Source organism: Lactiplantibacillus dongliensis (assembly GCF_005405105.1).
Classification (GTDB): Bacteria; Bacillota; Bacilli; order Lactobacillales; family Lactobacillaceae; genus Lactiplantibacillus; species Lactiplantibacillus dongliensis.
On the sequence record NZ_BJDK01000047.1, the window covers coordinates 1 to 24,901 of the forward strand.

The 24,901-nt window shown below is 44.7% G+C and carries 23 protein-coding genes; 9 read left to right on the forward strand and 14 right to left on the reverse strand.

Annotated features, from left to right (window positions below; genetic code table 11):
• Positions 1–565 precede the first annotated feature (565 nt).
• Positions 566–1,234, forward strand: coding sequence for an HAD family hydrolase (locus FFM80_RS13390; protein WP_137641259.1), 669 nt, complete (start codon positions 566–568; stop codon positions 1,232–1,234).
• 111 nt (positions 1,235–1,345) lie between these two features.
• Here FFM80_RS13390 and FFM80_RS13395 read toward each other — a convergent pair whose 3' ends face one another.
• Together FFM80_RS13395 and FFM80_RS13400 are read right to left on the reverse strand one after the other, a co-directional pair.
• Positions 1,346–2,341 (reverse strand): D-2-hydroxyacid dehydrogenase, encoded by a 996-nt coding sequence (locus tag FFM80_RS13395; protein ID WP_137641260.1) that lies wholly within the window; start codon positions 2,339–2,341, stop codon positions 1,346–1,348.
• Positions 2,341–3,531 (reverse strand): aminotransferase class I/II-fold pyridoxal phosphate-dependent enzyme, encoded by a 1,191-nt coding sequence (locus FFM80_RS13400; RefSeq protein WP_137641261.1) that lies wholly within the window; start codon positions 3,529–3,531, stop codon positions 2,341–2,343. The genes FFM80_RS13395 and FFM80_RS13400 overlap by 1 nt, the downstream gene beginning before the upstream one ends.
• A gap of 727 nt (positions 3,532–4,258) precedes the next feature.
• Here FFM80_RS13400 and FFM80_RS13405 point away from each other — a divergent pair.
• Positions 4,259–4,882, forward strand: coding sequence for an HAD family hydrolase (locus FFM80_RS13405; protein ID WP_137641262.1), 624 nt, complete (start codon positions 4,259–4,261; stop codon positions 4,880–4,882).
• Between the two features lie 204 nt (positions 4,883–5,086).
• Here FFM80_RS13405 and FFM80_RS13410 read toward each other — a convergent pair whose 3' ends face one another.
• The 4 genes from FFM80_RS13410 to FFM80_RS13425 form a co-directional block, all read right to left on the reverse strand.
• Positions 5,087–5,908: a DUF6681 family protein gene (locus FFM80_RS13410; RefSeq protein WP_137641263.1), complete on the reverse strand. Its 822-nt coding sequence runs from the start codon at positions 5,906–5,908 to the stop codon at positions 5,087–5,089.
• Positions 5,908–6,420, reverse strand: a complete 513-nt coding sequence (locus FFM80_RS13415) for a hypothetical protein (protein ID WP_137641277.1) — start codon at positions 6,418–6,420, stop codon at positions 5,908–5,910. The genes FFM80_RS13410 and FFM80_RS13415 overlap by 1 nt, the downstream gene beginning before the upstream one ends.
• Positions 6,421–6,596: 176 nt before the next feature.
• Positions 6,597–7,043, reverse strand: a complete 447-nt coding sequence (locus tag FFM80_RS13420) for a Fur family transcriptional regulator (RefSeq protein ID WP_137635973.1) — start codon at positions 7,041–7,043, stop codon at positions 6,597–6,599.
• A 94-nt stretch (positions 7,044–7,137) separates the two neighbouring features.
• A complete protein-coding gene (locus tag FFM80_RS13425; protein WP_137641264.1) occupies positions 7,138–7,701 on the reverse strand; it encodes a guanylate kinase in 564 nt (187 codons plus the stop codon).
• A 161-nt stretch (positions 7,702–7,862) separates the two neighbouring features.
• On the opposite strand from FFM80_RS13425, the gene FFM80_RS13430 reads away from it, so the two are divergent.
• Positions 7,863–8,012, forward strand: a complete 150-nt coding sequence (locus tag FFM80_RS13430; protein ID WP_137635975.1) for a hypothetical protein — start codon at positions 7,863–7,865, stop codon at positions 8,010–8,012.
• 235 nt (positions 8,013–8,247) lie between these two features.
• Here the strand turns inward: FFM80_RS13430 and FFM80_RS13435 are convergent, their stop codons facing one another.
• Positions 8,248–8,658 (reverse strand): bis(5'-nucleosyl)-tetraphosphatase, encoded by a 411-nt coding sequence (locus FFM80_RS13435; RefSeq protein WP_137635976.1) that lies wholly within the window; start codon positions 8,656–8,658, stop codon positions 8,248–8,250.
• Positions 8,659–8,706: 48 nt separating this feature from the next.
• Positions 8,707–9,528, reverse strand: coding sequence for a PfkB family carbohydrate kinase (locus tag FFM80_RS13440; protein ID WP_137641265.1), 822 nt, complete (start codon positions 9,526–9,528; stop codon positions 8,707–8,709).
• 441 nt (positions 9,529–9,969) lie between these two features.
• On the opposite strand from FFM80_RS13440, the gene FFM80_RS13445 reads away from it, so the two are divergent.
• Positions 9,970–11,364, forward strand: a complete 1,395-nt coding sequence (locus tag FFM80_RS13445; protein ID WP_137641266.1) for an amino acid permease — start codon at positions 9,970–9,972, stop codon at positions 11,362–11,364.
• 280 nt (positions 11,365–11,644) lie between these two features.
• On the opposite strand, the gene FFM80_RS13450 is transcribed toward FFM80_RS13445, so the two are convergent.
• Positions 11,645–11,836, reverse strand: coding sequence for a hypothetical protein (locus FFM80_RS13450; RefSeq protein ID WP_137641267.1), 192 nt, complete (start codon positions 11,834–11,836; stop codon positions 11,645–11,647).
• Between the two features lie 236 nt (positions 11,837–12,072).
• Here FFM80_RS13450 and FFM80_RS13455 point away from each other — a divergent pair, with 236 nt between their 5' ends.
• A complete protein-coding gene (locus tag FFM80_RS13455; protein ID WP_137641268.1) occupies positions 12,073–12,384 on the forward strand; it encodes a transposase in 312 nt (103 codons plus the stop codon).
• A 169-nt stretch (positions 12,385–12,553) separates the two neighbouring features.
• Here FFM80_RS13455 and FFM80_RS13460 read toward each other — a convergent pair whose 3' ends face one another.
• Entirely contained in the window at positions 12,554–12,955 is a 402-nt protein-coding gene (locus tag FFM80_RS13460) for an OsmC family protein (protein WP_137641269.1), read from the reverse strand.
• 135 nt (positions 12,956–13,090) lie between these two features.
• Between FFM80_RS13460 and FFM80_RS13465 the strand changes: the two genes are divergently transcribed.
• Positions 13,091–15,532: a Xaa-Pro dipeptidyl-peptidase gene (locus FFM80_RS13465; RefSeq protein WP_137641270.1), complete on the forward strand. Its 2,442-nt coding sequence runs from the start codon at positions 13,091–13,093 to the stop codon at positions 15,530–15,532.
• Positions 15,533–15,696: 164 nt separating this feature from the next.
• Here FFM80_RS13465 and FFM80_RS13470 read toward each other — a convergent pair whose 3' ends face one another.
• Together FFM80_RS13470 and FFM80_RS13475 are read right to left on the reverse strand one after the other, a co-directional pair.
• Positions 15,697–17,685 carry an acyltransferase family protein gene (locus tag FFM80_RS13470; protein ID WP_137641271.1) on the reverse strand — a complete coding sequence of 663 codons (1,989 nt, stop codon included), beginning with the start codon at positions 17,683–17,685 and terminating at the stop codon, positions 15,697–15,699.
• Positions 17,686–18,133: 448 nt separating this feature from the next.
• A complete protein-coding gene (locus FFM80_RS13475) occupies positions 18,134–19,126 on the reverse strand; it encodes a biotin--[acetyl-CoA-carboxylase] ligase (protein WP_137641272.1) in 993 nt (330 codons plus the stop codon).
• Positions 19,127–19,761: 635 nt separating this feature from the next.
• On the opposite strand from FFM80_RS13475, the gene FFM80_RS13480 reads away from it, so the two are divergent.
• Positions 19,762–20,667 (forward strand): proline-specific peptidase family protein, encoded by a 906-nt coding sequence (locus tag FFM80_RS13480; RefSeq protein ID WP_137641273.1) that lies wholly within the window; start codon positions 19,762–19,764, stop codon positions 20,665–20,667.
• Between the two features lie 475 nt (positions 20,668–21,142).
• Here the strand turns inward: FFM80_RS13480 and FFM80_RS13485 are convergent, their stop codons facing one another.
• On the reverse strand, positions 21,143–22,450 hold the full coding sequence (locus FFM80_RS13485) for an NCS2 family permease (protein ID WP_137641274.1): 1,308 nt from the start codon (positions 22,448–22,450) through the stop codon (positions 21,143–21,145).
• A gap of 226 nt (positions 22,451–22,676) precedes the next feature.
• Between FFM80_RS13485 and FFM80_RS13490 the strand changes: the two genes are divergently transcribed.
• Complete coding sequence (locus tag FFM80_RS13490; RefSeq protein ID WP_137641275.1) at positions 22,677–22,841, forward strand: hypothetical protein; 165 nt, start codon at positions 22,677–22,679, stop codon at positions 22,839–22,841.
• A gap of 46 nt (positions 22,842–22,887) precedes the next feature.
• On the opposite strand, the gene FFM80_RS13495 is transcribed toward FFM80_RS13490, so the two are convergent.
• The gene (locus tag FFM80_RS13495; protein ID WP_223877372.1) at positions 22,888–23,388 is read right to left on the reverse strand and encodes a MarR family winged helix-turn-helix transcriptional regulator; all 501 of its coding nucleotides are present in this window, start codon (positions 23,386–23,388) and stop codon (positions 22,888–22,890) included.
• 175 nt (positions 23,389–23,563) lie between these two features.
• Here FFM80_RS13495 and FFM80_RS13500 point away from each other — a divergent pair, with 175 nt between their 5' ends.
• The gene (locus FFM80_RS13500) at positions 23,564–24,373 is read left to right on the forward strand and encodes a LicD family protein (RefSeq protein WP_137641276.1); all 810 of its coding nucleotides are present in this window, start codon (positions 23,564–23,566) and stop codon (positions 24,371–24,373) included.
• Positions 24,374–24,901 lie beyond the last annotated feature (528 nt).

Genomic DNA, 24,901 nt, shown 5'->3' on the forward strand with positions numbered 1-24,901 from the left:
ATTGCCTTCCGCCCGCATAGCGGGTGGTTTTTTGTTTCGCACGCTTTGCGAGCTCAACTCGGCCTAAAGGCATAAATCAAGGTTATTATTGTTCATAATAACTAAAATAGTCCTAATTAATGATGAATTTTTCGTTTAAAATAGCTTAAATCAAAAGCTTAGTTGAACAAAATTGCGAATTTAAAGCTTAATATTCGTTATTTGTATCAAAAAAATAACGAATTACCCCGTTTTTTCCAGGATGTTACCGATCGTTTTCTCATCTAATTTTAATTTTAAAAAATTATTTTTTGTGTCCCATTATTAAGCTGTTCCAAACCAATAAGGCATCCCCGCTTTCTTTCAGTTGATACGCTTAGCCTACTGACTGCTGGCACTTAAAAAGTAGTCTAACTAAAAAATTTCCAGCATTTTTTTAGTTTCCGCTAGATTCATCCCGTCAACTAACCCACTGCGAAGTTCTCCGGTATTATTACTGTTAGATAACGGCTGGTTAGTCAATCCAAGCGTTTAGCGGTACACTAGTTTTTGTAACCGATAACAGTAATGGAAGGAATTTTTAATTATGATTAAAACGATTGCTTTTGATTTCAACGGCACCATGTTTTTCGATACGGCACTCCAACGCCAAGCTTGGGGCCAAATGCTCAAACAAACCTTTAACCATCAAATGACGGAGGCGGAATTTTTCAACGACATCGCGGGCCGTAACAATCAATACACGTTTGACTTATTTGTCGACCAACCGCTCCCCGCTGACAAAGTTGCTGCCTTAGCTGACGAAAAAGAAGCTTTATATCGTCAAATCTGTCTAGAACAACCCGAAATTTTTCATTTAGCTCCCGGCTTACCCGCCTTTTTAGATCAGTGTCATGACGCTGGCGTGCAGGTGAATATCGCGACAGCCTCACAACTAAAGAACGTTGAGTTTTTCTTTGAACACTTGAATCTCAGTCACTGGTTCGACTTTGACCAAGTGGTGATTAACGATGACAGCTTACCTGGTAAGCCAGCGCCGGATATGTATTTGCAAGCACTAAAGCACATTGGCGGGGTCCCCGCAACCAGCATGATTCTGGAAGATTCCCCGTCTGGAATTCAAGCCGCTAATAATGCGAAGGCCGCACAGACCGTCTTAGTCCATGCACCCGAAGAGGCGATCCCCGCCATGCCCGCTGGAGTTAAGATTGATCAAACTATTACGGATTATCATCATTTATTTGAAACCCTTTAACCTCAAAAACAGCGCGTTGCCAATCGAAATTGGTAACGCGCTGTTTTGAGGTTTGCTTGCCGCTTCAGTTGGTATACTAACCAGAGCAACAACTAATCTAAATATCCATTTCTAGAAGGCGTGATCAGTTGAACCGCCGTTGATAACCGTTAATACATCGTCCAAGCTAATGTCGACCATGTTCTTAACCGCTAAGTTGGTGTAAAAACCAACGTGTGGTGTGATAATGACATTCGGCATTTGCATCAATTGCGCTACTAAGTCATTTTGCAAAGGTTCACCAGAATGGTCTTGGTTGAATAAGGCCGCTTCGCCTTCGACCGTATCTAGAGCAGCCCCCGCGATTTCACCAGCTTTTAAGGCCGCAACTAATGCTTCCGTCACAATGACAGGACCACGGGACGCATTAATAATGAACGCATCAGACTTCATTAACTTCAAGGCTGGGCCATCGATCAACGCTTGCGATGTCGGGTTCAAGTCAACATGTAAAGTTACGACGTCAGCTTGCCGCAATAGGTCCTCTTTCGTGTCGACATACGTCAAGACATCCTCTAATTCAGGCCGCTTTTTCACATCATAAGCGATCACTTTAGCACCTAAGCCATGGAATAAATGCGCCACGGTACCGCCAATCCGGCCAGCACCAATAATGCCGACAGTTAATGAGCGGATTTCACGCGCTTGTAGACCAGCCCAGCGGAAGTCTTGTTGATTAATCCGCTGGTCAAAAAGCTCCAAGTTTCGAATCAGCCGCATTGTCTGCGTGACAGCCATTTCAGCAACTGAGTTCGGTGAATAGGCTGGCACGTTGGTCACCGTTAACCCCGCCGCTTTGGCAGCAGCTAAGTCAATCGTATCCACCCCCGCGGTCCGACTAGTTAATTGTTTCAGACCATAGTCAGCCAATTGTTGGTAGACCTTGGGATCATCACCAATGGCACTCCGTTGTTGAATGACTAAGCCGTCGTAGCCTTTCGCCAAATGAGCCGTTTCTGGGTGAAACTCTAAATCATTGGTATCAACTTGCACGTCATTTTTAGCAGCCCAATCCGTAATGGCCGCTTCTTCATCATCACGGACACTGAACATTAAAATTTTTGTCATTATTTAACCTCCGCTTTGCTTGCCACGTAAGTTGCAATCCGTTCAACCGCCGTCTTAAGGCTATCCATCGAAGCGGCATAACTAATCCGAACGTAACCTTCACCACCAGGGCCAAATGAGCTGCCGGGAATCAAAGCAACGCGTGCTTCATGGGCCAATTCACGACAGAATGCCATGCTATCTTGTGGCAGGCCAGCTGGAATCTTGCTGAATAAGTAGAAGGCCCCTTCTGGCTTAGCGGATTTGAAGCCAAGCTTATTCAAGGCTTCATATAAGTAGTCACGCCGAGCTTGGTATTCCTGCTTCATCGTTTGGGCATCATCCATCCCCTTGCTCAATGCTTCCGTCGCCGCGGCTTGCGCATTAGCGGTCGTTGTCGTGACCGTAAATTGATGAATCTTACCCAATTGCGCCGTAATTGCTTTGGGGGCACACATGATTCCAATTCTCCAGCCCGTCATCGCGTGGGACTTAGAGACCCCATTCAGTAAAATCGTTTGTTCTGGCAAGTATGAGGCGATTGAAACATGGGTCTCGCCATAAGTCAATTCACTGTAGATTTCATCAGAAAGCACAAAGATGGGTTTGTCAGCCAATACTGCTGCTAGAGCTTTCAGATCCGCCGCCCGGTAAGTCACCCCGGTTGGGTTCGATGGAAAGTTCAAGACTACCGCTTTAGCCTTGGGATGATCGGCCAAAGCTTGCTTTAATTGTTCTGGGGAGAGGACGAACCCATTCGCAGATGTATCCATAAAGACTGGGGTGGCACCGGCTAACTTCGCAATCGCGATGTACAATGGGAAGATTGGTGTTGGAATCAAGACTTCATCGCCAGGATTCAAAATCGAACTCAACGCCGTGTAAATCCCGCCAGTCGCACCAGCCGTAATAATGACTTCATTATCAGGGTCGTAGTTAACACCATACTTTTTGGCCAAGAAGTTCGCTGCCGCTTGCCGTAAAGCGGGGGTCCCGTTTGATGGGGCGTAGTGACTTTCATTGTTGTTAATGCTGTCAATGGCGGCTTGCTTAACATGTTCAGGAGTATTGAAGTCTGGTTCGCCTAATGTTAAACGCACGATTCCAGGAATATTGGCGATTTCAGCATTGAACGCTAAAATATCGGATGGTTGGATTTCACTTAAACGGTCATTCATATGTTGCACTAAAGTTGTACTATCAATTGGCATATTGATTCCTCCAAGTTTTTTTGGTTGGTTTGGGGTTGCGGGCTGTTTTGTAAATGGCTAATAAAAAGCGCACTTCTCAGAAAATTCCAAGAAATGCGCTAGTTGAAAAAAATGCTTCTAATTAGCCACCCTTGGAATTTTCAAAACATCCATGGGCGCCGTTGAATCACAAAAAGCTTTTGGCAAGCCGCATCGATGCAAACATCGGATCCGTGTTTGCACCAAAGTAGCTGGCACAAACACTAGCGAAAATACCAAAAGTAAAAACTAGTTTGAGTTTTTTGATTTAACGGTAATGACATATCATTAGCTCCTCATCAATTGTTAATCCAACTATAACAATTCAAATTCTAGCTGTCAACGCTTAATTTGATATACTAGTCTTACATACTGGAATTGATTGGGTTGTGTTGATTGCCACTCTGGTTGGGCCAGAATCGGCTGGAACGTGGTGGCCGCGTTTGGAAGCCATAGAACGGTCTTCCAAGCCGGGCTTTATCTAAGCCGGAAAATCACCGGCAAAGATAAACGACACCATTGAGCCAATTCTGGCCCGCCCGGCGTTAAACAGGCATTAAAATTGTTGCCTGCTTCTATATTAAATTCAATGTGCTAGAACACACATCTGTCTTAGAACTTACTGGTTAACGAAACCGGACAACAAAGCTACTCAAACACCCCAATCAAGCAACTGATACTTAAGATTTGACCGAAAGGAAGATGACCCATGACTTACCGTGCTTTAATGTTCGATATCGATGGTACTTTGACTAACAGCCAACCAGCGTACGCCCGCGTGATGCGGATTGTTTTAGCCGAATATGGCAAATCATTTACTGACGCTGACGCCCAAACCACTTTTCCAATGGCCGCTGAACAAGCGATGGCCCACTTGGGGATTGCCGCCGACCAATTTGACCACTTTCAGGCTCGTTATGAAGCTGTAATGGCCGACCATTTTTCAGATATTACCCTCTATGACGGTATGACCACAGTCTTTGAACAATTACCAGCTGATCTCAAAGTGGGCATTGTGACCTCACAGCGACGCAACGAGATCGAAGCCGGCATGCGCGACTATCCGATTATGGACCGCATGAATGTGGTGATTGGCGCCGATGATACTGACAAGATTAAGCCCGATCCGCTCCCATTATTAACCGCCTTAGAAAAAGTTGGGGTTCATCCCAGTGAGGCGTTATTCGTTGGCGACTCGCTGAGTGACGAACAAACCGCCGCGGCAGCTGGCGTTGACTTTGGGTTGGCTGTTTGGGGAATGGACCCCAACGCTGACCATCAACAAACCACTTATCGGTTAGCCACACCGCTGGCAATTTTGGATGTCCTTTAGATTTTTAGGGTAAATTAAAGCCCCACTAACCGGAACTCAACAATGAGTTCTGATTAGTGGGGCTTTTTGTTTTATTGATTAGCTGAAACGTGCTCGGTCCGACTGCCCCTTCCGCTTGCTACGCCAGTCGATCATACCGGAAAGTTCACCGGTATCATCGACTAGCTAGGCAATGCTCAGGTGCAACCCGTCGGCCCTCACACTCTATACTCTGTTCTCAAACGCGACTTGTGCCGAAATCTGATAATCTCCCGGCTGTTCAATCGTCGATGTTCGACCTGCGATTTTTTCCATACCACCGGTAACCAACGTTGACGCCAAGTACAACTTATAATCTTCATGCGCATCATGGACATCAGTCAAACCGACACGGGTGATGTGACCGACTGGTAATTGATCAATCTGGTTGATACCAGCGTAAATCACTAGTTTATGGTTTTCTAATTTCAATTGTGAATACGGAATTTGAATCCCCTGTCCAATCGCCTTGACTGGTTCACCAGTGGCGCGAACTTGCGTCATAATCGCCGCATCACTCATCCCACCATAATTCAGCCGCACAATATTAGCGGCTTGCAGTTGGTCGACAATCTGATGGATATTATGTTGTTCCGCATACGACGTCTTCACCGCAGCTGGTAGTAGCTCTTGACCATTAAAGATCCCGTTAGCTGGAATGTAAGGCTGATTCTGGTTTTGACCAACCCGGCTTTGATTCTCAGCTTCGATGGCTTCTTTCGGCTTACCACCTAATAACTTTTCAATTTTGGGTGACAAGTCAAACTTTGCCTGTCGATTGGTGAAATAATAAATAATATTTAAGACTAAAAAGTAAATGATTACTAGGAAAACTAACATATAGATAATTCCGCGCAACCAGCTACCATTTTGCATCAAGCGAATCGCCACATAACCAAGGTAACAGTTACCAGCTGCCCCTAGTAAGGTATAAATCTGATTTTTAATCTTAACATTGACGTTAACATAACCGAGCGCGTGGTTAATCATATCTAGAATACTAAACATTAATCATTCGCCCCACTATCTGTCGTCGTATCGTCCGTTGTGGTATCAGTCGAGCTTTCAGTCGTACTGGAATGTTTCTTAGCGGCAGAAGAAGAGCTTTCATCCGTCGTATCGTCATCATTCGTTTCATCAGCGGTCGAACTGGACGTCTTCTTAGCATTGGATTGTGCTGTCGTACTATTCTTCTTAGCTGATGACGAACTTGCTTCCGTCGTGTCATCACTAGAACTGCTCGTGCTATCATCAGAACTGCTATCTGACGAACTGTCATCACTAGATGAGTCACTACTACTTTTATCTTTACTACTATCCGAACTGCTGCTTTTATCGTCCGGTTTATTTTTGTCACTACTACTCCCACTTGCCGTTGACGGTTGAACCACACTGGAACTAGCTGGCGCGCCATTAACCGTTTTGGTCGTTTTGTTGACCACCACGTTCGTAGCGCCTAGTGCTAATACAATCGATACAATTGCAAATGGTGAAATAAATGGCGGTGTCCGATAAGCCATCGATGTCATTCCCTTCTGAGTCAATTATCCGTTCTGCTTTATCTCGAACTTCTATTTAACCATGGAACCATTAAAAGTGCATTAATTATTCTCGAAATTAATAAACTCTTTACGCTTCACTCAGCTGAGTCAGCCATCACCATTAGACCACGAAAAAAAGCCGACCCGTAGTCAGCTTATTTAGTCGCCAATTGTTGTTTGGCGGTACAGTCGGCACACAAACCGTAAATTTCAATCCGATGACCCGTAATCGTACAACCGGGTAACTGTGCCACGTAGTCATCAAGTGGGCATTCTTGCAATTCCATCACCCGACCACAATTCGAACAAACAAAGTGATGATGGTGCTGATGCTTAAAGTCACATTGATACTTAACTAACGTTTGATTGGCTTCCGCCTTCAACTCTAATAAACCCAGCGTTTCAAATTCTTTAATATTGCGATAAATGGTATTATGACTCATTCCAGCGAACAACGTCCGCATATGGTCATCAACTGCCGAAATAGCCACGTAATGATGTTGATAAGTCACTAAATAGTCTAACAGGGCTTGGCGTTGCTTGGTAATCTTTAATTGGTTACGCCGCAAGACCTTAACCGCCTGTTCCAATGTTGCGTCCATGTTGGTGGGGCCCCCATTCTTAAAATCCAACTTACGCTAATCAACAAGCGTAATCATTACTATTTAGTTTAGCATAATCCACTGATAAAAGATATTACTCGGCTTGATACCGAGCGACCAACGCCTGCAACTCAGTCTTGGTCTGTTCCCAATCATCGTTAACGATCACGTGGGCATGACCAACTAGCCCGGCTGGTAATTGTTGGTCACGTTCATATTCTTTACTGGCCACTCGTTTTTGGATCCGACTAGCCTCATCGCCCCGCTTCGTTAACCGAGCAATCAATGCGTCTTGTTGGGTCACTTCCAGATAGATCACCACCGCTTGGTCGCCCAGTTCTTGCGCATAAGTCACTGCGCCAGCTGTGTCGAGCACAATGCTGATTAATGGGGCTTTCTCCCAAGCCGCCTGCAAGCCTTCCCGTGAAGAACCGTATTGATTGCCACTGTAAGTGACATGTTCCAAATAATGCTTAGTCGCAAAACTCGTCGGCGTTTCAAAATAATAATCGACATTATTAACTTCCCCAGCTCGGGGAGCGCGGGTCGTATGGGTGATCACTTGTGGCATCTTGAACTGGTCTAATAGGTAACGGCAAACCGTCGTCTTCCCACTGCCAGTCGGACCCGTTACTACAAAAACTCTTGGCGTCGTCATCTTAAATTCTCCTAAATTAGCTTAAATTTTCACAAAGTTGTAAGGCTTTTCATTTGCTTTATATCAACGAACAGCGTATAGTAAATGAATTGTAAGGTTCATAGATGATTGTAAGCATCTCGTAGCAAGACCGAACAATTTTCAGAGAGGAGTCTTGTCATATGAAATTTCAAACAACTAACAGCTGGTTCAATATCGTGCTCGACACGAAACGGCAATTATTTGTAGCGACTGACAAACTTCATCCCGAATTGCGCGCTGAAGGCGTCACAATCGAAGATGCAGTCGCAAACTTAAAGACGCAAGCCTAAAAATCGTTACTGTTTACCTAAAAAAATAAGATAATGATTCACTTGGTAGTTTAAAATTACCGGTACCGTTTATGCGACGGGCCGGTAATTTTTTTGCGTTTATGGTGATATTTGCCGAAACGTGCTCGGCCCAACTGCCCCCTCCGTTTGCTACGCACTTAGCACCACTCGGAAGACCACCGAGTAATGCTAAGTACTAGGCAATGCTCAGGCGCAACCCGTTGGGCCTCACACTCTACTTCGTAATATACGCATTAGCCTCATCCAACATCCGCTTCAAATTATCATACGTCAACCGTTCGCGGGCGGCGGCGTAATCAAACCAACCAACGGCACTGATTTCGGCCTTTTGCCGGGTTACGGCCACACCGGTTGGCACTTCACTGACAAATAACGTCACTTGTTTTAGATTGCCATTGGGTAACCCGTACTCCGTATACGTTTTAAAGCTCGTATCGACCTGGACATCGAGTTGGGTTTCTTCTTTGATCTCACGTTTAGCCGTTTCAACTAAAGTTTCGTCGCCTTCCAAATGACCTTTCGGAAATCCCCAGAAATCACTGGTGGCACTTTGTAATAGTAAATAAGCGGGATGGCCGTCTTTTTGTTGGTAAACAACGGCACCGCTGGCTACTTCTGTACTCATGAACAAAATCCTCCCAAATCTGATTAAACTAACATTTAGTATAACATTTCAAGCTTGATCTAACGCTAAAATTTCTCGCAAGAGACCGCTAAGCGCAATCCCTTGCCGTTCACTGGTGCGATGCTGCGCTAAAGTGGCCGCAACTGCTTGATTCAGCATTTGATTGGCTAACCGAATGCTGCGTTCCAGCGGATAACCACGACCTAGCAAACCTACTAGCACCGCAGCTAAGGTATCACCGGTACCATTATAATGACCAGGTAAGCGTCGTTGACCGCTGAACTGGACCTGACCATTTGCCAGCCAAGCACAGCCAATCTGGTCATCCTGGGTGACATCCGTAATAATTGCTTGGGCTCCCGGCTTTAACTGCTGTTGCAATTGTTGCAATAACGTCATCAGTTCCGGTTGTGACTGATAAGGCGTCCCGGTCAATAGACACGCTTCTGTCACGTTAGGCAAAATGACATCGGCCGGTTTAATCAACTGGCGCATAGCGGCCACATAAGCCGCATCAAAACCATCATATAATCGCCCTAAATCCCCTAACACCGGATCGACCACCAAGAGTTCTAATGACTGCTTGGTTAAATAATCCGTTAATAGTTGACACAAGGCCACCGAACCAACGTACCCAATTAACGCCTGCTGAAAGTCCAACTGTGCGGTCGTCCAATGCTTAAACACCTGTGGCAACCATACAGACAAATCTACGATTGCCGGCGTGCCATAGCCACTCGTATGCGTCGACAATAAGCTTGTCGGTAAAGCTGCTACTTGATAGTCCATTGCCGTTAACACCGGTACGGCGGCACTCAACGAAATTCCCCCGACTGCTGATAAATCTTCTGCCACCAACATCGCTGACATCTCGACATTCCCCCTTGATTTTTTAAGGCTACTATGTATAAACTTCAGTACACTTGGTGTGAGTGGTCTGCTCGGACTTAGGCCAAGGTCTGTTTTGAAGACCGCTCACTCTCGGCTTCAAAATGGCCCACAGCGTTCCAGCATTTTAGGCACCAACCGGCAGGCGGCAATCTCAACTAACACCAAGCATAACTCTGATACTGATTCAAACGCCCATCGACTTTAATTAATAATCATCTTATCAGAATTACCCGCACTTGTAACCCCATTGGAACTTGAAATCAAGCGCATAAAATCAACTGAAAAAGCGACTTTTAACAATTATTCTGTGTTTCTCATTGACTTTTAATAATCAGTCACGGTATGATATGGCATATAAGTAAATTTGTCGATTTGTGACAAGTGACTGTTAAAAATAACTAAAAAAGGTGGCTACTATTAATGGGGATTCGTCAACGGATTTTCCAAAAAGAAAATCTAGATCGTTATTTAAAGGCGGACGGACATTTTGAACGGACGTTATCGGCCGTGGACTTAATCGCCCTGGGCATCGGTGCGGTCATTGGGACGGGGATTTTTATTTTACCAGGGACCGTTGCGGCCACGACCGCCGGACCCGGCATTATCTTATCATTCGTGATTGCCGCCGTTGTTTGTGCGGTTGCCGCGATGTGTTACGCCGAATTTCCATCTGTCTTACCAGTCGCCGGCTCGGCTTACTCCTACGGTAACATTGTTTACGGTGAATTGGTCGGTTGGATCACCGGTTGGGCGCTAGTCTTGGAATACGTCTTAGCGGTTGCCACCGTTTCGGTTGGCTGGGCGGCGTACTTCAATTCATTTATTGCTGGCTTTGGCTTAAGATTACCCAAAGCAATTACCGGTTCATTCGATCCCGCCCACGGGACTTATATCAATCTAGTGGCGATTATCATCGTTTGTCTCATCGCTTGGATTATTGATGAAGGGTTAAAAACCTCGATCCGGCTAAATAATATTATTGTGGTCTTGAAATTAGCTATTATTATCATGTTCCTGCTAGTCGGTTCATTTTACGTCAAACCTAGCAACTGGACCCCATTTGCTCCCTTTGGCGTCCACGGTATCTTCAAAGGCGCGGCAGTCGTCTTTTTCGCTTACCTAGGATTCGATGCCGTTTCCAGTTCCGCCGCGGAAGTCAAAAATGCCAAGCGCAATATGCCGATTGGGATTATCGGCACGTTGGTTATTTGTACGATCTTCTATATTATGGTTGCCGCGGTTTTAACTGGGATGACTTCTTACAAATTGTTAAACGTTGATGATGCCGTCACGTTTGCCTTGCAATTAGTTCACCAAAACTTCATCGCGGGGATTGTTTCCATTGGGGCCTTAGCCGGCATGTTCACGATGATGGTCACGACGATTTATAGTAGTTCGCGCTTACTCTACTCCATTGGCCGCGATGGCTTGTTACCGAGCTTCTTAGGTAAAATTGACAAAAACCACACCCCAAAACACGCGATGGTGACGGTCACAATTGTGATTTCGATTCTCGGTGGCTTAATTCCACTTGGGCAACTGGCTAACTTAGTTAATATTGGGACTTTAATCGCCTTTACCTTCGTTTCCTTTGGGATTATCTTATTACGTCGTAACCCTAAGTTAAATCAAATCAAGGGGTTCCGCGTGCCATTTTATCCTTACCTGCCGATCATTTCCGGCTTACTATGTATCTTTATGATGACCCAATTATCTTTAGAAACTTGGGCCACTTCCTTGATTTGGTTCGTTCTAGGACTGATTATTTACTTCAGCTACGGGATTCGCCATAGTAAGATGAATCAACAAAAATAGTTATATTAACGGGTCTAAGACAATGTCTTGGATCCGTTTTTTGATGGCTTGGTTTTAATTGACTTAATATGATCATCAAGTATAATCAGTGTGTAAGGTTGTTTGTGTACAAACACAAAAGAGTTAGCATGATTGGTCTCATGCTAACTCTTGGTTTCAATCAATGCTTGCTACGTGCTTGTATTGGTTGTGACGCGACCTAAGAAGTTTTTGTAGAATGGAACTTTTAAACCACTTAAGCCCGTTGCTGCATACAACGGACTTTTTTGTGGCTGAATCTCTAATTAGTCGCGCCTAGCACGATGACAGTACCGATAATTGCAATGGCGATGACCACGGCAACAATCAATACTAACTGAACGTCATGTGCTAATTTTCGAAATTCTCTCAACGCTTTTGCGACGTTCAGCTTGATGAAGAACAAACTGAAGACCCGTCTCCTAACTAAATTGCCAAGCAAATACTCATCCACTGGCAACACCTCCTATATTTAGGACGCGTCACCAGCAATCGCACACAGAAATTGTTGCCAATTTAATTTTAGCATTGCAATTCATATTAGCCTAACATTTCCGGCTTTAAACATGATCATAATTAATTTTAACCCAGTCCTATCTGATCAACTAAACACATTCAAGGCCACACTAAAAATGACACCGCTTACCAATTAAGGTATGATGAGTACAAACTCATAAGGGACGTGATTAAATGTTACCACCAAAAGCAATCCATCAAGCCATCAATCAACGCCATGCTGAAATGAACGATTTACTTCAAAAAAATCCATGGTTAATTCCAGCAATGCTAGCCTTGAACATCGTTCCCGTAGCTATCTCCGCTCACGGTTTTTGGCAAGCGCGCCAACTACATCTCAAGCTTAAAATCGAACGTGAAAAGACTAAGCAAATTGCCGTTGAACAAGTTGGAGCGGTCAAGGCCAAGATCAAGACTGAACCCGCCCATCATCATTGTCCAGCATTTATCCATCACCATCTTTGCCAACACTTCATGCATCATTAGCCTAAAACGACCAACTGACAAAATGCCAGCTGGTCGTTTTTTTGTCTATTGGTTAACCTATTGAGAGGCAGTAGTGGTAGTTGAATCAAGTTGCCACTCTGGTTGTTTTAGAAAATAACCGGTAGGCGGCAATTTTAACCGTTCCCAAGCACAGCGCTGTTAAGTCAGTTTACAAATGAATCGTCACATTGGCACTACCTGCTAACAATTTAGCAACGGGACACCGGGCCTCCGCTAGCTTCAGCCATGCCACGGCAGTATCTTGGTCAACTTCTGGAATAGTTACGGTTGCGTCAACCAAAAACTGATAGCCTTGCTGGTCACGACTCAGCTTAACGGTTGTCACTACTGTACTCTGATGAGGAACCCGTTGTTCTTTTTCGATCAACTCTAACGTTGCGTTTAAACAAGTACTCAATGCCAAACCAATCAACTGCTCCGGATTGGTTCCAGGTGCTGCACTCAAGGGGCTCGAGACAGGTACCGTTAAGCCGCCCGGAACGTAAGTGTTGCCCTGTAGGCCGTCCGTATTAATTGCTTGTGTCGTATATAAACTAGGATAATCCCCCATGCGCCATCCAACCTTTACTTTAGAATAGTCACATTGTCCCATATTTTGATAGCGCTGTCAGCTTTAGCTATTGGTCTACCAGCTAATAGGCGTATAATATGAATTAAAACTAGATGAATAAAGGACTTTTTTCCTATGAAAAATAATCAATTTGCAATTGTGCCCACCGATTCGGAAGCGGCTATTGCGGAGCTTACTAAGATTCACTTTATTACCGACGACATGACTGCCCTAAAAACAGTGCCCGCTGTCTACCAAGCCTTACTATCAAAGAGTTTCCCCGAAGTTCATTCAGCCGCGGGACTCAAGCATAAATTTGCTAATATCATGGCTACCAGCCAACTCACACTAGCCGATTGGTTAACAACCGCCACAGTGGTCAATAATCAAGTCTTCTATAACGTTGGCCTCCAGTTGCTCGGCTTCTTGCCCGGCCATGACTTTGACCTCGCTGACCCCTTGTTAGCGATGCGAGACATTCAATTACCTATGGTCTCCGACAGTGCCTTTGACCGTGAAGCCCTCTACTATGCGTGGTATTTACTATTGAATACTCGTGGTGTCAAAGGCCAAACGTTAATCGAATTATTGACGACCCGTGGTTATTTTGTGCCGTTTTACCAGTTACCGAACGACCAAAAGCCACTCTTCTTTAATGGTAAAGCGCAAGCAGTCTTCAATACTAATGACTTAATCCGTGATGTGGTCTACGTGGAAGCCCCATTAGATACTGATGCCGATGGTCAACGCGACTTACTTAAAGTTGAAATCTTACGCCCTGCCGAAACCGAAACGGGCTTAAAGGTGCCGGTTCTATACACTGCGAGTCCCTATAATCAAGGTATCGATGACGTTGCCGGTAAAGCCACTATGCACAATGTCGATGTGCCATTAACCGCCAAGACTCCTGATGAAAAAACGTATGCCGATGTTGAAGCCCAACCAAAAGCAACGTCCTTACCCGCGGCACGACCGGTCAACGCGACAACTAAACACGCCGAAGAAAGCTTCGGCCGTGAACAGTCTTACACCCTGAATGACTATTTCTTAGCCCGTGGCTTTGCGGTCGTCTATGCAGCCGGCATCGGGTCAGTCGACTCTGATGGCTTAGCGCCAACTGGGGATGAAGACGAAACCACATCGACCATTGCCATTATTGAATGGCTCACTGGTAAACGACCGGCCTTCACCAATCGTGATGCTGATACAGCCATCGACGCTTGGTGGACCAATGGCGCTGTCGCCATGACTGGTCGCTCATACTTAGGGACTTTAGCTACGGCCGCCGCCACAACTGGGGTTGCCGGTTTAAAGACGATCATTTCGGAAGCTGCCATTTCCAGTTGGTACGATTACTACCGCGACAACGGCTTAGTCGTAGCCCCCGACACCTTTCAAGGTGAAGATACGGATGTTCTAGCCGCCGAAGTCTTTTCACGGAGCCTAAAAGCTGGCGATGCTCATCGGATTCAAGGTAAATTTGATCAAAAGCTGGCCGCCCTCACGACTGGTCAAGACCGCGATACGGGTAGCTACAATCAGTTCTGGGATGAACGGAACTATCTGAAAAATGTTGATAAAATCAAAGCTGATATCGTAATGGTTCACGGCTTAAATGACTGGAATGTCAAGCCACGTAACGTTGCCCATTTATGGGACAAGCTCCAAGACGTCCCCGTCACCAAAAAGCTGATTTTGCATCAAGGCCAACACATTTACATTAATAACTTACAGTCACTCGACTTTACCGACATGATGAACATGTGGCTAAGTCACGAACTCTATGGCTTGAAGAACCATGCCGAAGACTTATTACCTAACGTCTTGGTTCAAGATAACACGACGGCCCAAACGTGGCATGCCCACGACAATTGGTGGCAGGATGCAGATCAAGCTTTAGACTTTAAAGTGCAATATAAAGAACTCGTGCCGGCTGATCATCCCGTAGACCAACGGGCAGCCCACTTTACCGACAAATTGCCTGATAAGTTGTTTGCCCATTATCAACGACATCTGGATGACTGGCAAGCTGACCTATTACGCGAAGACAAGACCGGGCCACTATATGACCATCGCCTCTTATTTAAGAGCTGGCAAGCACCAGCTGACCAGCTCTTAGTCGGCCAACCGCATTTATCCGGTTCCGTTGCGGTCAACCAAAACTTTGGGATGCTCAGCTTCATGCTGATTGATTTCGGTAAGGCCCAACGCTTAACAGTCAGTCCCCAAATGATTGCCAGTAAAGCGCTTGACCTTGGCTACCATTGGCGTGAAGATGACTTGAAAGACTTCAAGTTAGCACCTGCTTCAAATTATAAGATGATTACCAAGGGTCATTTGAACTTACAAAATCGGCACAACCCTTGGCATAACGAAGCTTTGCACGCCAACGAATTCTATGACTTTAACGTTGATCTGCAGCCACTCTTCCATCATTTATTAGCCGGACATCAGATTGGCTTAGTCATCTATGCGACTGATATGAAGATGACGGTCCGTGGCAATCAAGACTTGCAGTATTCTTTACAACTGAACAAACTCGCTCTGCATATTCCAATGAAACCTTTTAAAGCATAATTAAAAATGCGATCCTCAAAATCTGAGGGTCGCATTTTTATGCTTATTACGTTTAATACTAGTTGGATGACGTTGCCACTCTGGTTGATCACTTTATGAACAGTTCAAGCTGCAACTTCAGCAACCAACTGGCAGGTGGCCATTTTAACTAGCACCAAACGTATTTACTTTTTACTTTTTGGCGCATTCACAGTGGCAATCCGATTAGCAATCAAAGCCGTTAAATGCTTGTTACCGGTCGTATTCGGATGCACATTATCATCACCAAACCAGTTGCCTTGCTTTAGGGCCATGCGATACCAATCAACCACATGGACGTTTGAATACTTTTTCGCGGTCTTGTTAATCTGAGTATTCACTTGATTTTGCCAGCTGCGTGTTGGGACGTGTGCCGTCACCCAGAAAATCTGGTGGCCAGGACCAATCGCATGAACCACTTGATCCGCTTGGGCATCAGTAATTGTCCCATTGGTTCCAATGTTCACTAAGACATTGGTTGACAATTGACCTTGTGCCTTCAAGCTGCTAATAATCACTGGCACGTCGGTGACTTGCCGTCCAACTTTACCTTGAATGACAGTCCCAGGGATGACTCGTTGTAAGTCATTGGAAACATCCAACAAGACTGAATCACCAATGGCAGTCAAGTTCGTTTGTCCCATTGCAAGGACCACTTGCGGCTTCAAATTATACGACTTTGCCACCGCTTTTTGTTTTGTATTTAACTTAGCTAACGCTTGCTTTGTCTTTAACTTGTCGGCGGCCACCTGCTTGGAAGAAGCTTTGGCGGCGGCTTGTTGCCGTTTCAAGGCAGCGGCGTTCTGTTTCTTGACTGACTTAGAGTTCTTGGTTAAAGTCTTTTGTAATCCTGTCTTTTGGGCCGTAGAAGCTTTGCTAGGTTGTTGCACAAAGCCAACTGCGGTAACCACGAACAACACGGCAGCCAAGCCGGCAATCGTACCAGTCACTTTGTTAAACTTAGGGGCTCGCATAAACGTCCGCAAGTCACTGAAGACTTGGCTGTAATTGTAGTGCCGCATTGGATTTTCAATGAACCGGTAGCTTAATTCGGTAAACACCATAATCAACGCCACTTCAATCACACTGTTTAGTAAAGGATGATCACCAATATTTTGCACGCGAGATTCATAGAAAATCATAACTGGAAATTGGTACAAATAAATGCCGTAACTCCGTTGGCCAATATAGGTAAAGACTGGATTGGTCAAGAGCCGATTCATATGACTGGCCGGATGTGCGACCGTAGCCACCAACACCCCTGACAATAATGTGAATAAGAACATCCCACCATGATACGTGAAGCTGGATTCACCAGACATCTTGAAAAACATCCAGACTAACCCAATTAACGAGCCGCCGCCAATAAGGTCTAACGTCAACCGATTAACCGGTGCTAACGTATCCGGCAGATGCCGCGATGGCCAGGCAAAGGCCAGCCCAGAACCAATCAAAATCGCAAACATCCGCGTATCGGTCCCATAATAAACCCGGTTCGTATTCGCCGGATCATATAAAAGTGCCATTGCGACGGCCGAAATGACTGCCACCAACATCATTAATAAGAAGATCCGATGCCGATCTTTCAAGATCAGCATTAAACCAATGACGACCAATGGCCAGAATAGGTAATACTGCCCTTCGATCGAGAGTGACCACAGATGGGTAAACGGCGATTCGCCGTTGAACCGATCGAAGTAACTCTGACCGTGCCCAATCTCAAACCAGTTATACACATACAGTAAGTTAGTCACCACTGTGGCCCGAATATTGGTCAATAATGATCGCTGAAACAAGGTAATATATGTGGTGGTGCCTAGTAACATCGTGACTAACGCCGGGTACAACCGCCGCAATCGCCGACCATAGAAATTCCACAGGCGAATCGCCCCGTGACCTTCCCATTCTTGTAATAAAATGTCCGTAATGAGGTATCCCGATACAACGAAGAAAATCGGAACCCCTAAATAACCGCCTTGTAAGGATGCGGGCATTAAATGATAAATAATGACCCCCAAAACCGCTAACGTCCGAATACCATCGAACCCGGTGATATACCGGCGCGGACGCATGCGGTGTCGGTTCATCCGCGACATCGTGCGGCTCATGTTTACGCCCTGTAAATTTTCGTTCATTTTCCCATTACCCCTTGAATTGTTACTTCAGTGATTAGCTATCCATAACTAACGATCTTAATAGTTCTACTATAATATGGCAATCAACGCTTTGACTAGTATTTGTCGAACTTTTTTAGTTATTCTTATTAACCACCAAAGTCCTTAATTTTTAACGACTCGCGACCCGCAACTTTACCGCCACAACCAACGTGATCACCATTTTAAACGGGTAGTATCACTACAACGACTAGGACTACCTTGATGATGACTAAAATCAAGACTGTCACCGCCCGATAGTGATTGTAGTGCACCGTATTGCGTCAATCATTAAACCTAACCAGTACGCACCTGCAAACCGTTGACCAGTCATAACGATCATGTTACTCATAATTAATCCCGCCGTTTGTTTGGTATATTTACGAAACCTCGTAGCTGTCCCACGATAACGCCAGAACAACCCCTATACTCATCCACGGTAACCGCCCGTTAGGAGATTGACCTTGGTAATTTCACCAGAACTTAAATGCTGGACCTCGCCAGTTGGCAATTGCACCACCAACGCGCCGGTGGCATCAATATCATTAACCACTCCGGTAATCGTGGTGGCGCCCGTCTTTAACTCGACTTGTTGCCCAATCACCATCGACAAGCGGCGATAATCAGCCATGAAATCACCAGTTGTATAAGTTTGATAACTGGTAAAGAATTCAGATAACAACGTACTAACTACTTGGTTACGCGTCACTGTTAACTCAGTGGTCACGGCCCCAGCCTTTTGTTTTAAGTCAACGGGAAAGTCACCCGTTGGTAGCGTCAAGTTTATGCCAATCCCGACGATAACCGTCGAAATCTGACCACTTTCTAAATCGGTCGTGGCCTCAGACAAAATGCCAACCACCTTATGATGATTGACTAACACATCATTGACCCATTTAAGTGCCACCGTTACATCGAACAATTGATCCAACGTCTTTGCGACCGCGACCGCTGTCCCCGTCGTTAACAACCCCGGATCGAACGGCGCACCTGCCTTGATTGGCAAGCCGATACTTAAATACACTCCGGTCGAACTGGGTGAATAAAATGGTCGCCCAAAACGACCATAACCACCCGTTTGCGTATCAGCTACCACGACTGTAGGCTCCGTCAGCGGTTCCGTAACGGCCAATCGTTTAAGATAGGCGTTCGTTGAATCAACCTGATCTAACGTAATCAACTTAGGCTGGACCGGACCAGCTAACCCTGCCATGATGACTGGCGCACTTAATTGATTATTGGCCACATAGCGATAACCAAGACCATGCCGGCTTTCAATCGAATAACCAGCCGCCTGTAAACTTTGAATTGCCTTCCAAATGGCGGTGCGACTAACCCCAATCTGCTGGGCTAAATCATCACCAGAATAATAATCCGGTGCCGTCTGCATCAAAAACTTTAAAACTTCTGTCTGGGTTGCCATCGGTCGAATCCACCTAACTTTCAAACTTGTTAACCCATTATTTCATACCGGTTAACCGACCGCAATTGATTCGAGCATTTGTAATATTACATTTTCATAAAAGCCAGTAAAATAATTGTTATATTTATTAATTTAGTATGCTTGCCACTCTGGTTGGCCCAGAATCGGCTGGAACGTGGTGGCCACGTTTTCGATCCTTAATACGGTCTCGAAAGCCGGGCTTTATCTAAGTCGGAAAATCATCGACTAAGATAAACGACACCACTGAGCCAATTCTGGCCCGCCCGTCGCTAACTAACAGGAATTAAAAAATAACGATTTAAATTCAGTTATTTAGCCGAGCGGTTGGTTGCTAAAATGCTCAGCCGTGTCGTTGGCCTTAGTGCGAGTGGTTTGCTCGGACTTAGGCCAAGGTCATTTTTGAAGACTGGGCTTCAAAATGACCCATGGCGTTCCAGCGTTTTAGGAATCAACCAGCAGGCGGTAACTTTAATTAGCACCAAGCGTACATATGCATCTAATTTGAATCGGGCTAGGCCACTAAAGGTAACCAAAACCACGGTTTGTCGGTAATTGCCAAACCATTTTTAACAGTGGTATGATGGTTAGTAAATATAAGAAATTAGGTGATCATTTTGAAACAAGGCACAACGATCATTACGTTGGATAACGGTTACCATTTATGGACCAATACCCAAGGTGAAGGCGACATTCATTTACTCTGTCTCCATGGTGGCCCTGGTGGCAATCATGAATATTGGGAAAATTTCGGCGAGAAGTTAGCTGATTTAGGCGTTCAAGTCACCATGTATGACCAATTAGGCTCATGGTACTCTGATCAACCAGACTATTCTGACCCTGAAATTGCTAAGAAATATCTCACTTACGACTACTTCTTGGATGAAGTTGAAGAAGTCCGTCAAAAGTTAGGCATTGATAAATTCTACTTAATCGGCCAATCATGGGGCGGCGCTTTAATCATGCTCTATGCCTTGAAGTATGGTCAACACTTAAAGGGTGCTATCATTTCCAGCATGGTCGACAATATTGACGAATACGTGGTCAACGTCAACAAATGCCGCGAAGAATGTTTGCCAGCCGATGCCGTTGCTTATATGAAACAAAAAGAAGCTGAAGGCAATTGGGATGATCCTCAATATCAAAAATACGTTGACGTGTTAAACGCTAACTATGTGGACCGCAAACAACCAACGGCCATCTCACATTTGATCAACACCATGGCAACCCCAGTTTACAATGCCTTCCAAGGTGATAATGAATTTGTCATCACTGGTAAGCTCAAGGAATGGGACATCCGGGATCAAATCCACAACATCAAAGTGCCAACACTATTGACCTTTGGTGAACATGAAACCATGCCACTCGATTCTGCTCGGCGCATGGCGCGTGATATTCCAAACTCACGCTTAGTTACCACGCCAAACGGTGGCCATCATCATATGATTGATAATGCCCCGGTTTACTTCGACCACTTGGAACAATTTATCAAGGACGTTGAAGGCGGCAGCTTTAACAAATAATTAGCTCATACCGCTAACCTACTTTTGGTTGGCGGCATTTTTTTGCGATTAAATATTACGACTAAAACATCGTTCCGCCAGGTAGTCGCGATAGTCAACTATATCTAATACGTTGGGTATTAGTCGAGATGACCGCTCGGCTAAACAACCGAACTGAAAACAATCAAGTTTTAATTTCTGTCAGTTAACGCCGGGCGGGCCAGAATTGGCTCAGTGGTGTCGTTTATCTTAGTCGGTGATTTTCCGACTTAGATAAAGCCCGGCTTTTGAGACCGCACTATGGCTCAAAAACGCGGCCACCACGTTCCAGCCGATTCTGGACCAACCAGAGTGGCAATTTAAACCAACTAGCACCAAGCATCAATATACCTAATACTAATTGGATTGAACCTGTCATTCTAATCCCCCCTGGAACGGCAATTTAACCTAAAAAAAGCCGCCTCGGCAATTGCCAAAGCGACCCGTTAAGTTTAAGTTAAACGTTTAAGATCCAGAGGAAGATAATAAAGATAAAGAAGAGCACATACATTAATGGATGAACGTCCTTGCCATGCTTAGTGGCTACCATCGTAATCACGTAACTGATAAACCCTAAAGCAATCCCATCTGAGATACTATAAGTCAATGGCATCCCGATGACTGTCAAGAAAGCAGGAACGGCAATTTCAAAACGTTCCCAGTGAATTTGCTTCAAGGATTCCGCCATTAAGACCCCGACAATAATTAAAGCCGGTGCCGTAACTTGGTCAGTGACCACGTTCAGTAATGGTGAGAAGAATAACCCGAAAATGAATAGGATCCCAGTTACCACGGCACTAAAACCGGAGCGACCACCAACAGCAATCCCAGCCGATGATTCAACATACGCGGAAGTTGGTGACGTCCCTAAGACTGAACCTACTAACATTGACGTTGAATCGGCCATTAAGGCTTTCCCAACTCGAGGCATCTTGTTGTCTTTCATAAACCCAGCTTGTTCAGCCAAGCCCACCAACGTCCCCGCAGTATCAAAGAACGTGACCAATAAGAACGTTAAGACGACAATAATTAATTGTAAACTATTAATATCACCAATATGTGATAAAGCGACCCCAAAGGTTGGTTTTAATGAAGGTGCCGCTGACACTACAGTGGTTGGCATCTTAATTAACCCAGTCACTAAACCTAAGATTGACGTTAAGACCATCCCGATGAAAATCCCACCAGGAACTTTACGCGCCATCAAGATTAAAGTGACGATTAACCCAAAAATAGTTAACCAAGTTGTGCCAACGCTTAATGAGCCTAAGCCGACCACCGTTGATTTGTTGGCCACAATCAAGCCACCACCATGCAACCCGATAAAGGCGATAAAGAATCCAATCCCAGCTGAGATGGCCAACTTCATATCACGCGGAATCGCATCGATAATCATTTCACGCAACTTAAAGATCGTGATAATCATGAAAATCACTGAGGCCACAAATACGCCGGCTAAAGCCGTTTCCCACTTCACACCCATTCCAATAACGACGGAATACGTGAAGAAGGCGTTGACCCCTAATCCGGGCGCAATCGCAATCGGATATTTCGCAACTAATCCCATTAACAAACAACCTAATGCGGACGCTAACGCAGTGGCAGTAAAGACGGCCCCTTTACTCATCCCGGAAGCCCCTAACACGCTAGGATTAACAAATAAGATATAGGCCATCGAAACAAACGTGGTGAGTCCGGCCAAACTTTCCGTTCGGACATTGGTCTTGAGTTCTGAAAAATTAAAATATGCCGCTATTTTATTCATGATTTCCTCCAAAAAATTATAATTGCAGAAATTGCACATTTGTAAACGTTCGTGTTTTGCTAGTCTTTAACATTAATTATCTTATCATTGTTCATCATTAAAAACAATATCCGAACACTAATTAATTATCATTAGTTTTATTTTCATTTTTAAATTAGCCAAGCGTGTATTACAATGTAAGTGATTACAAACTAAGTTTAATCATTTTTTTGAGGGAGTGAGTCTAATGGCCAGTTCCAAGTTCAGTGCTATTTTCTTTTTAATTCTATATGCGGTCCTGCTGTTTCTCGTCTTCACGATGCATAATATGGCTGCCATGTATTTGATGGCAATCGGTATGTTTCTTGAAGCTTGTGAGGGCGTCTATTGTAATTTCTTCCATAAAAACTAAAAAAATCAGATGGTGCTGGAAAAATGCTTCCGCCCCATCTGATTTTTTAATGATGATAATGCAATTGACTGGTATCGCTATGCTCCCCGAGCTTTGCGACTTGATTGGTAATCGTCTGCATCATCTCAAGTACTTGATTAATCTGTGGGACACCCAACTGCTTGACCCAGGCATCGAAATGTTCGGTAATTGCTTGGTCGACTTGGGCCTCGACCCGTTGGCCGCCCTCAGTTAGATGTAAATATAACCTGCGTCTATCAGTTGGATCTGGCACTTGAAACACATAGTGCTGTGACAGCAATGCTTTGATTTGCCGTGAAATGGCACTTCGAGTGACTTTACGTTGAACGGCAATATCATTCAGCGTTACTTCGTCAGCCGTTGCAATGCGGCGAAGAATTAAAAATTGTTCAAAAGAAAGCTTATTCTGACTTAACGGCCAGGCCACTAAGTCCGCCATAATTTTCGTTGCATTTTGATAGGCCTCAAAATAGTTATTTAATAAATCCGTTAAATCCGTATCGTTGTTAGTCATTACCATCACCATCGTTCCATCCTCAATATTTGCTATTTTCTAAAATATAACACGCCTTTAACCAATTTGCACAGATTCACCAACACAATTTGTTTAATTCCTCTGGTAAAGCATCCTGCCTAACATTTCAATCCCAAAACGTGTATGATTGAGACATGGATTAAACCGCTTACGAGGAGATGTTTGAATGCCACTAACCCCCTTGCACCAAGTTGAATTGAACTTAATGCAACGCGTTATTAATATTTGTGACGCTGAAAATATCGATTACTTTTTAATCGGCGGCTCGCTACTAGGTGCGATTCGTCATCACGGGTTTATTCCGTGGGATGACGACATCGACATCGGTATGCGTCGCACCGAATACCAACGCTTCATCACCGTTGCCAATCACTATCTTGACCCTAACCAGACCTTTTTACAGACTGGTGCGAGTGACCCAGATTACGGACTCAGTTATATGAAATTGCTGGATGCTACCACGTATATCGAAGAAAAGAATAATGTTAACAATGCTTTCAAAGGCGTCTTTGTTGATATCTTTCCGTTCGATAAAATTCCTGATGATACTGACTTACGCCGGTCACAAATGATGCACTATAAGTTGGAAGACGCGGCTATTTTGTTGCGCCTCAACTATAACTTCGTTAAGACCCCGTTGCGCAACCTCATCACCAAGAAGACACCGCAACAATTGGCGGAAGTTAATGACCACAAACAACAGCGTGAAGATTATATGCGACTATACGAACATTCCGATTCACGGACTTATAAAAACCTCGCGTCGCAATATGATTATGATAAGGAAATTCTCAGCTATACTGAACTAACTGAATTACAGACGGTTCCGTTTGAATCCTTACACGTCAAGATTCCGCAGGCTTATGACGCCATTTTGACCCGGATGTATGGTGATTATATGCAGTTACCACCAGCTGATAAACGCGTTGAAAAACATTTAAACAAACTAATCATTAACAATCGCGAAATCTTGTAATTGCGACTAAGGTAGTTCCGAAACCCGTAACGGCTTCCGAGCTACCTTTTTTAGCAATTTCACATTAGTTGGCTTAAAGCTGGCATTCTGAAAAATGGCTGATTAATCTATTCGGTGCTAGTCAATGTTGCTACCTACTGATGAAAAATTGTCGTTTACGCTTGGTGCTAGTTGAAATTGTCGCCTACCGGTTGGTTCCTAAAACGCTGGCACGCCAACGACACAACTGAGCATTTTAGAAACCAACCGCTTAGCGAAATGATTGAACTGAAAATAATCAATCGTTATTTTTTAATAGCCGTTAGTTAACAACGGGCGGACCAGAATTGGCTCAGTGGTGTCGTTTCATTTAGTCGGTGTTTTCCCGGCTTTCGAGACCGCACTATGGCTCGAAAACGTGGCCACCACGTTCCAGCCGATTCTGGGCCAACCAGTGTGGTAACCTAATCTAACTAGGGTCTGTTTGAAAACATCTTTTTTAGGTATAATCTTGGTAAAAACGAATTGAGGTCTTACCATGACAGTGCC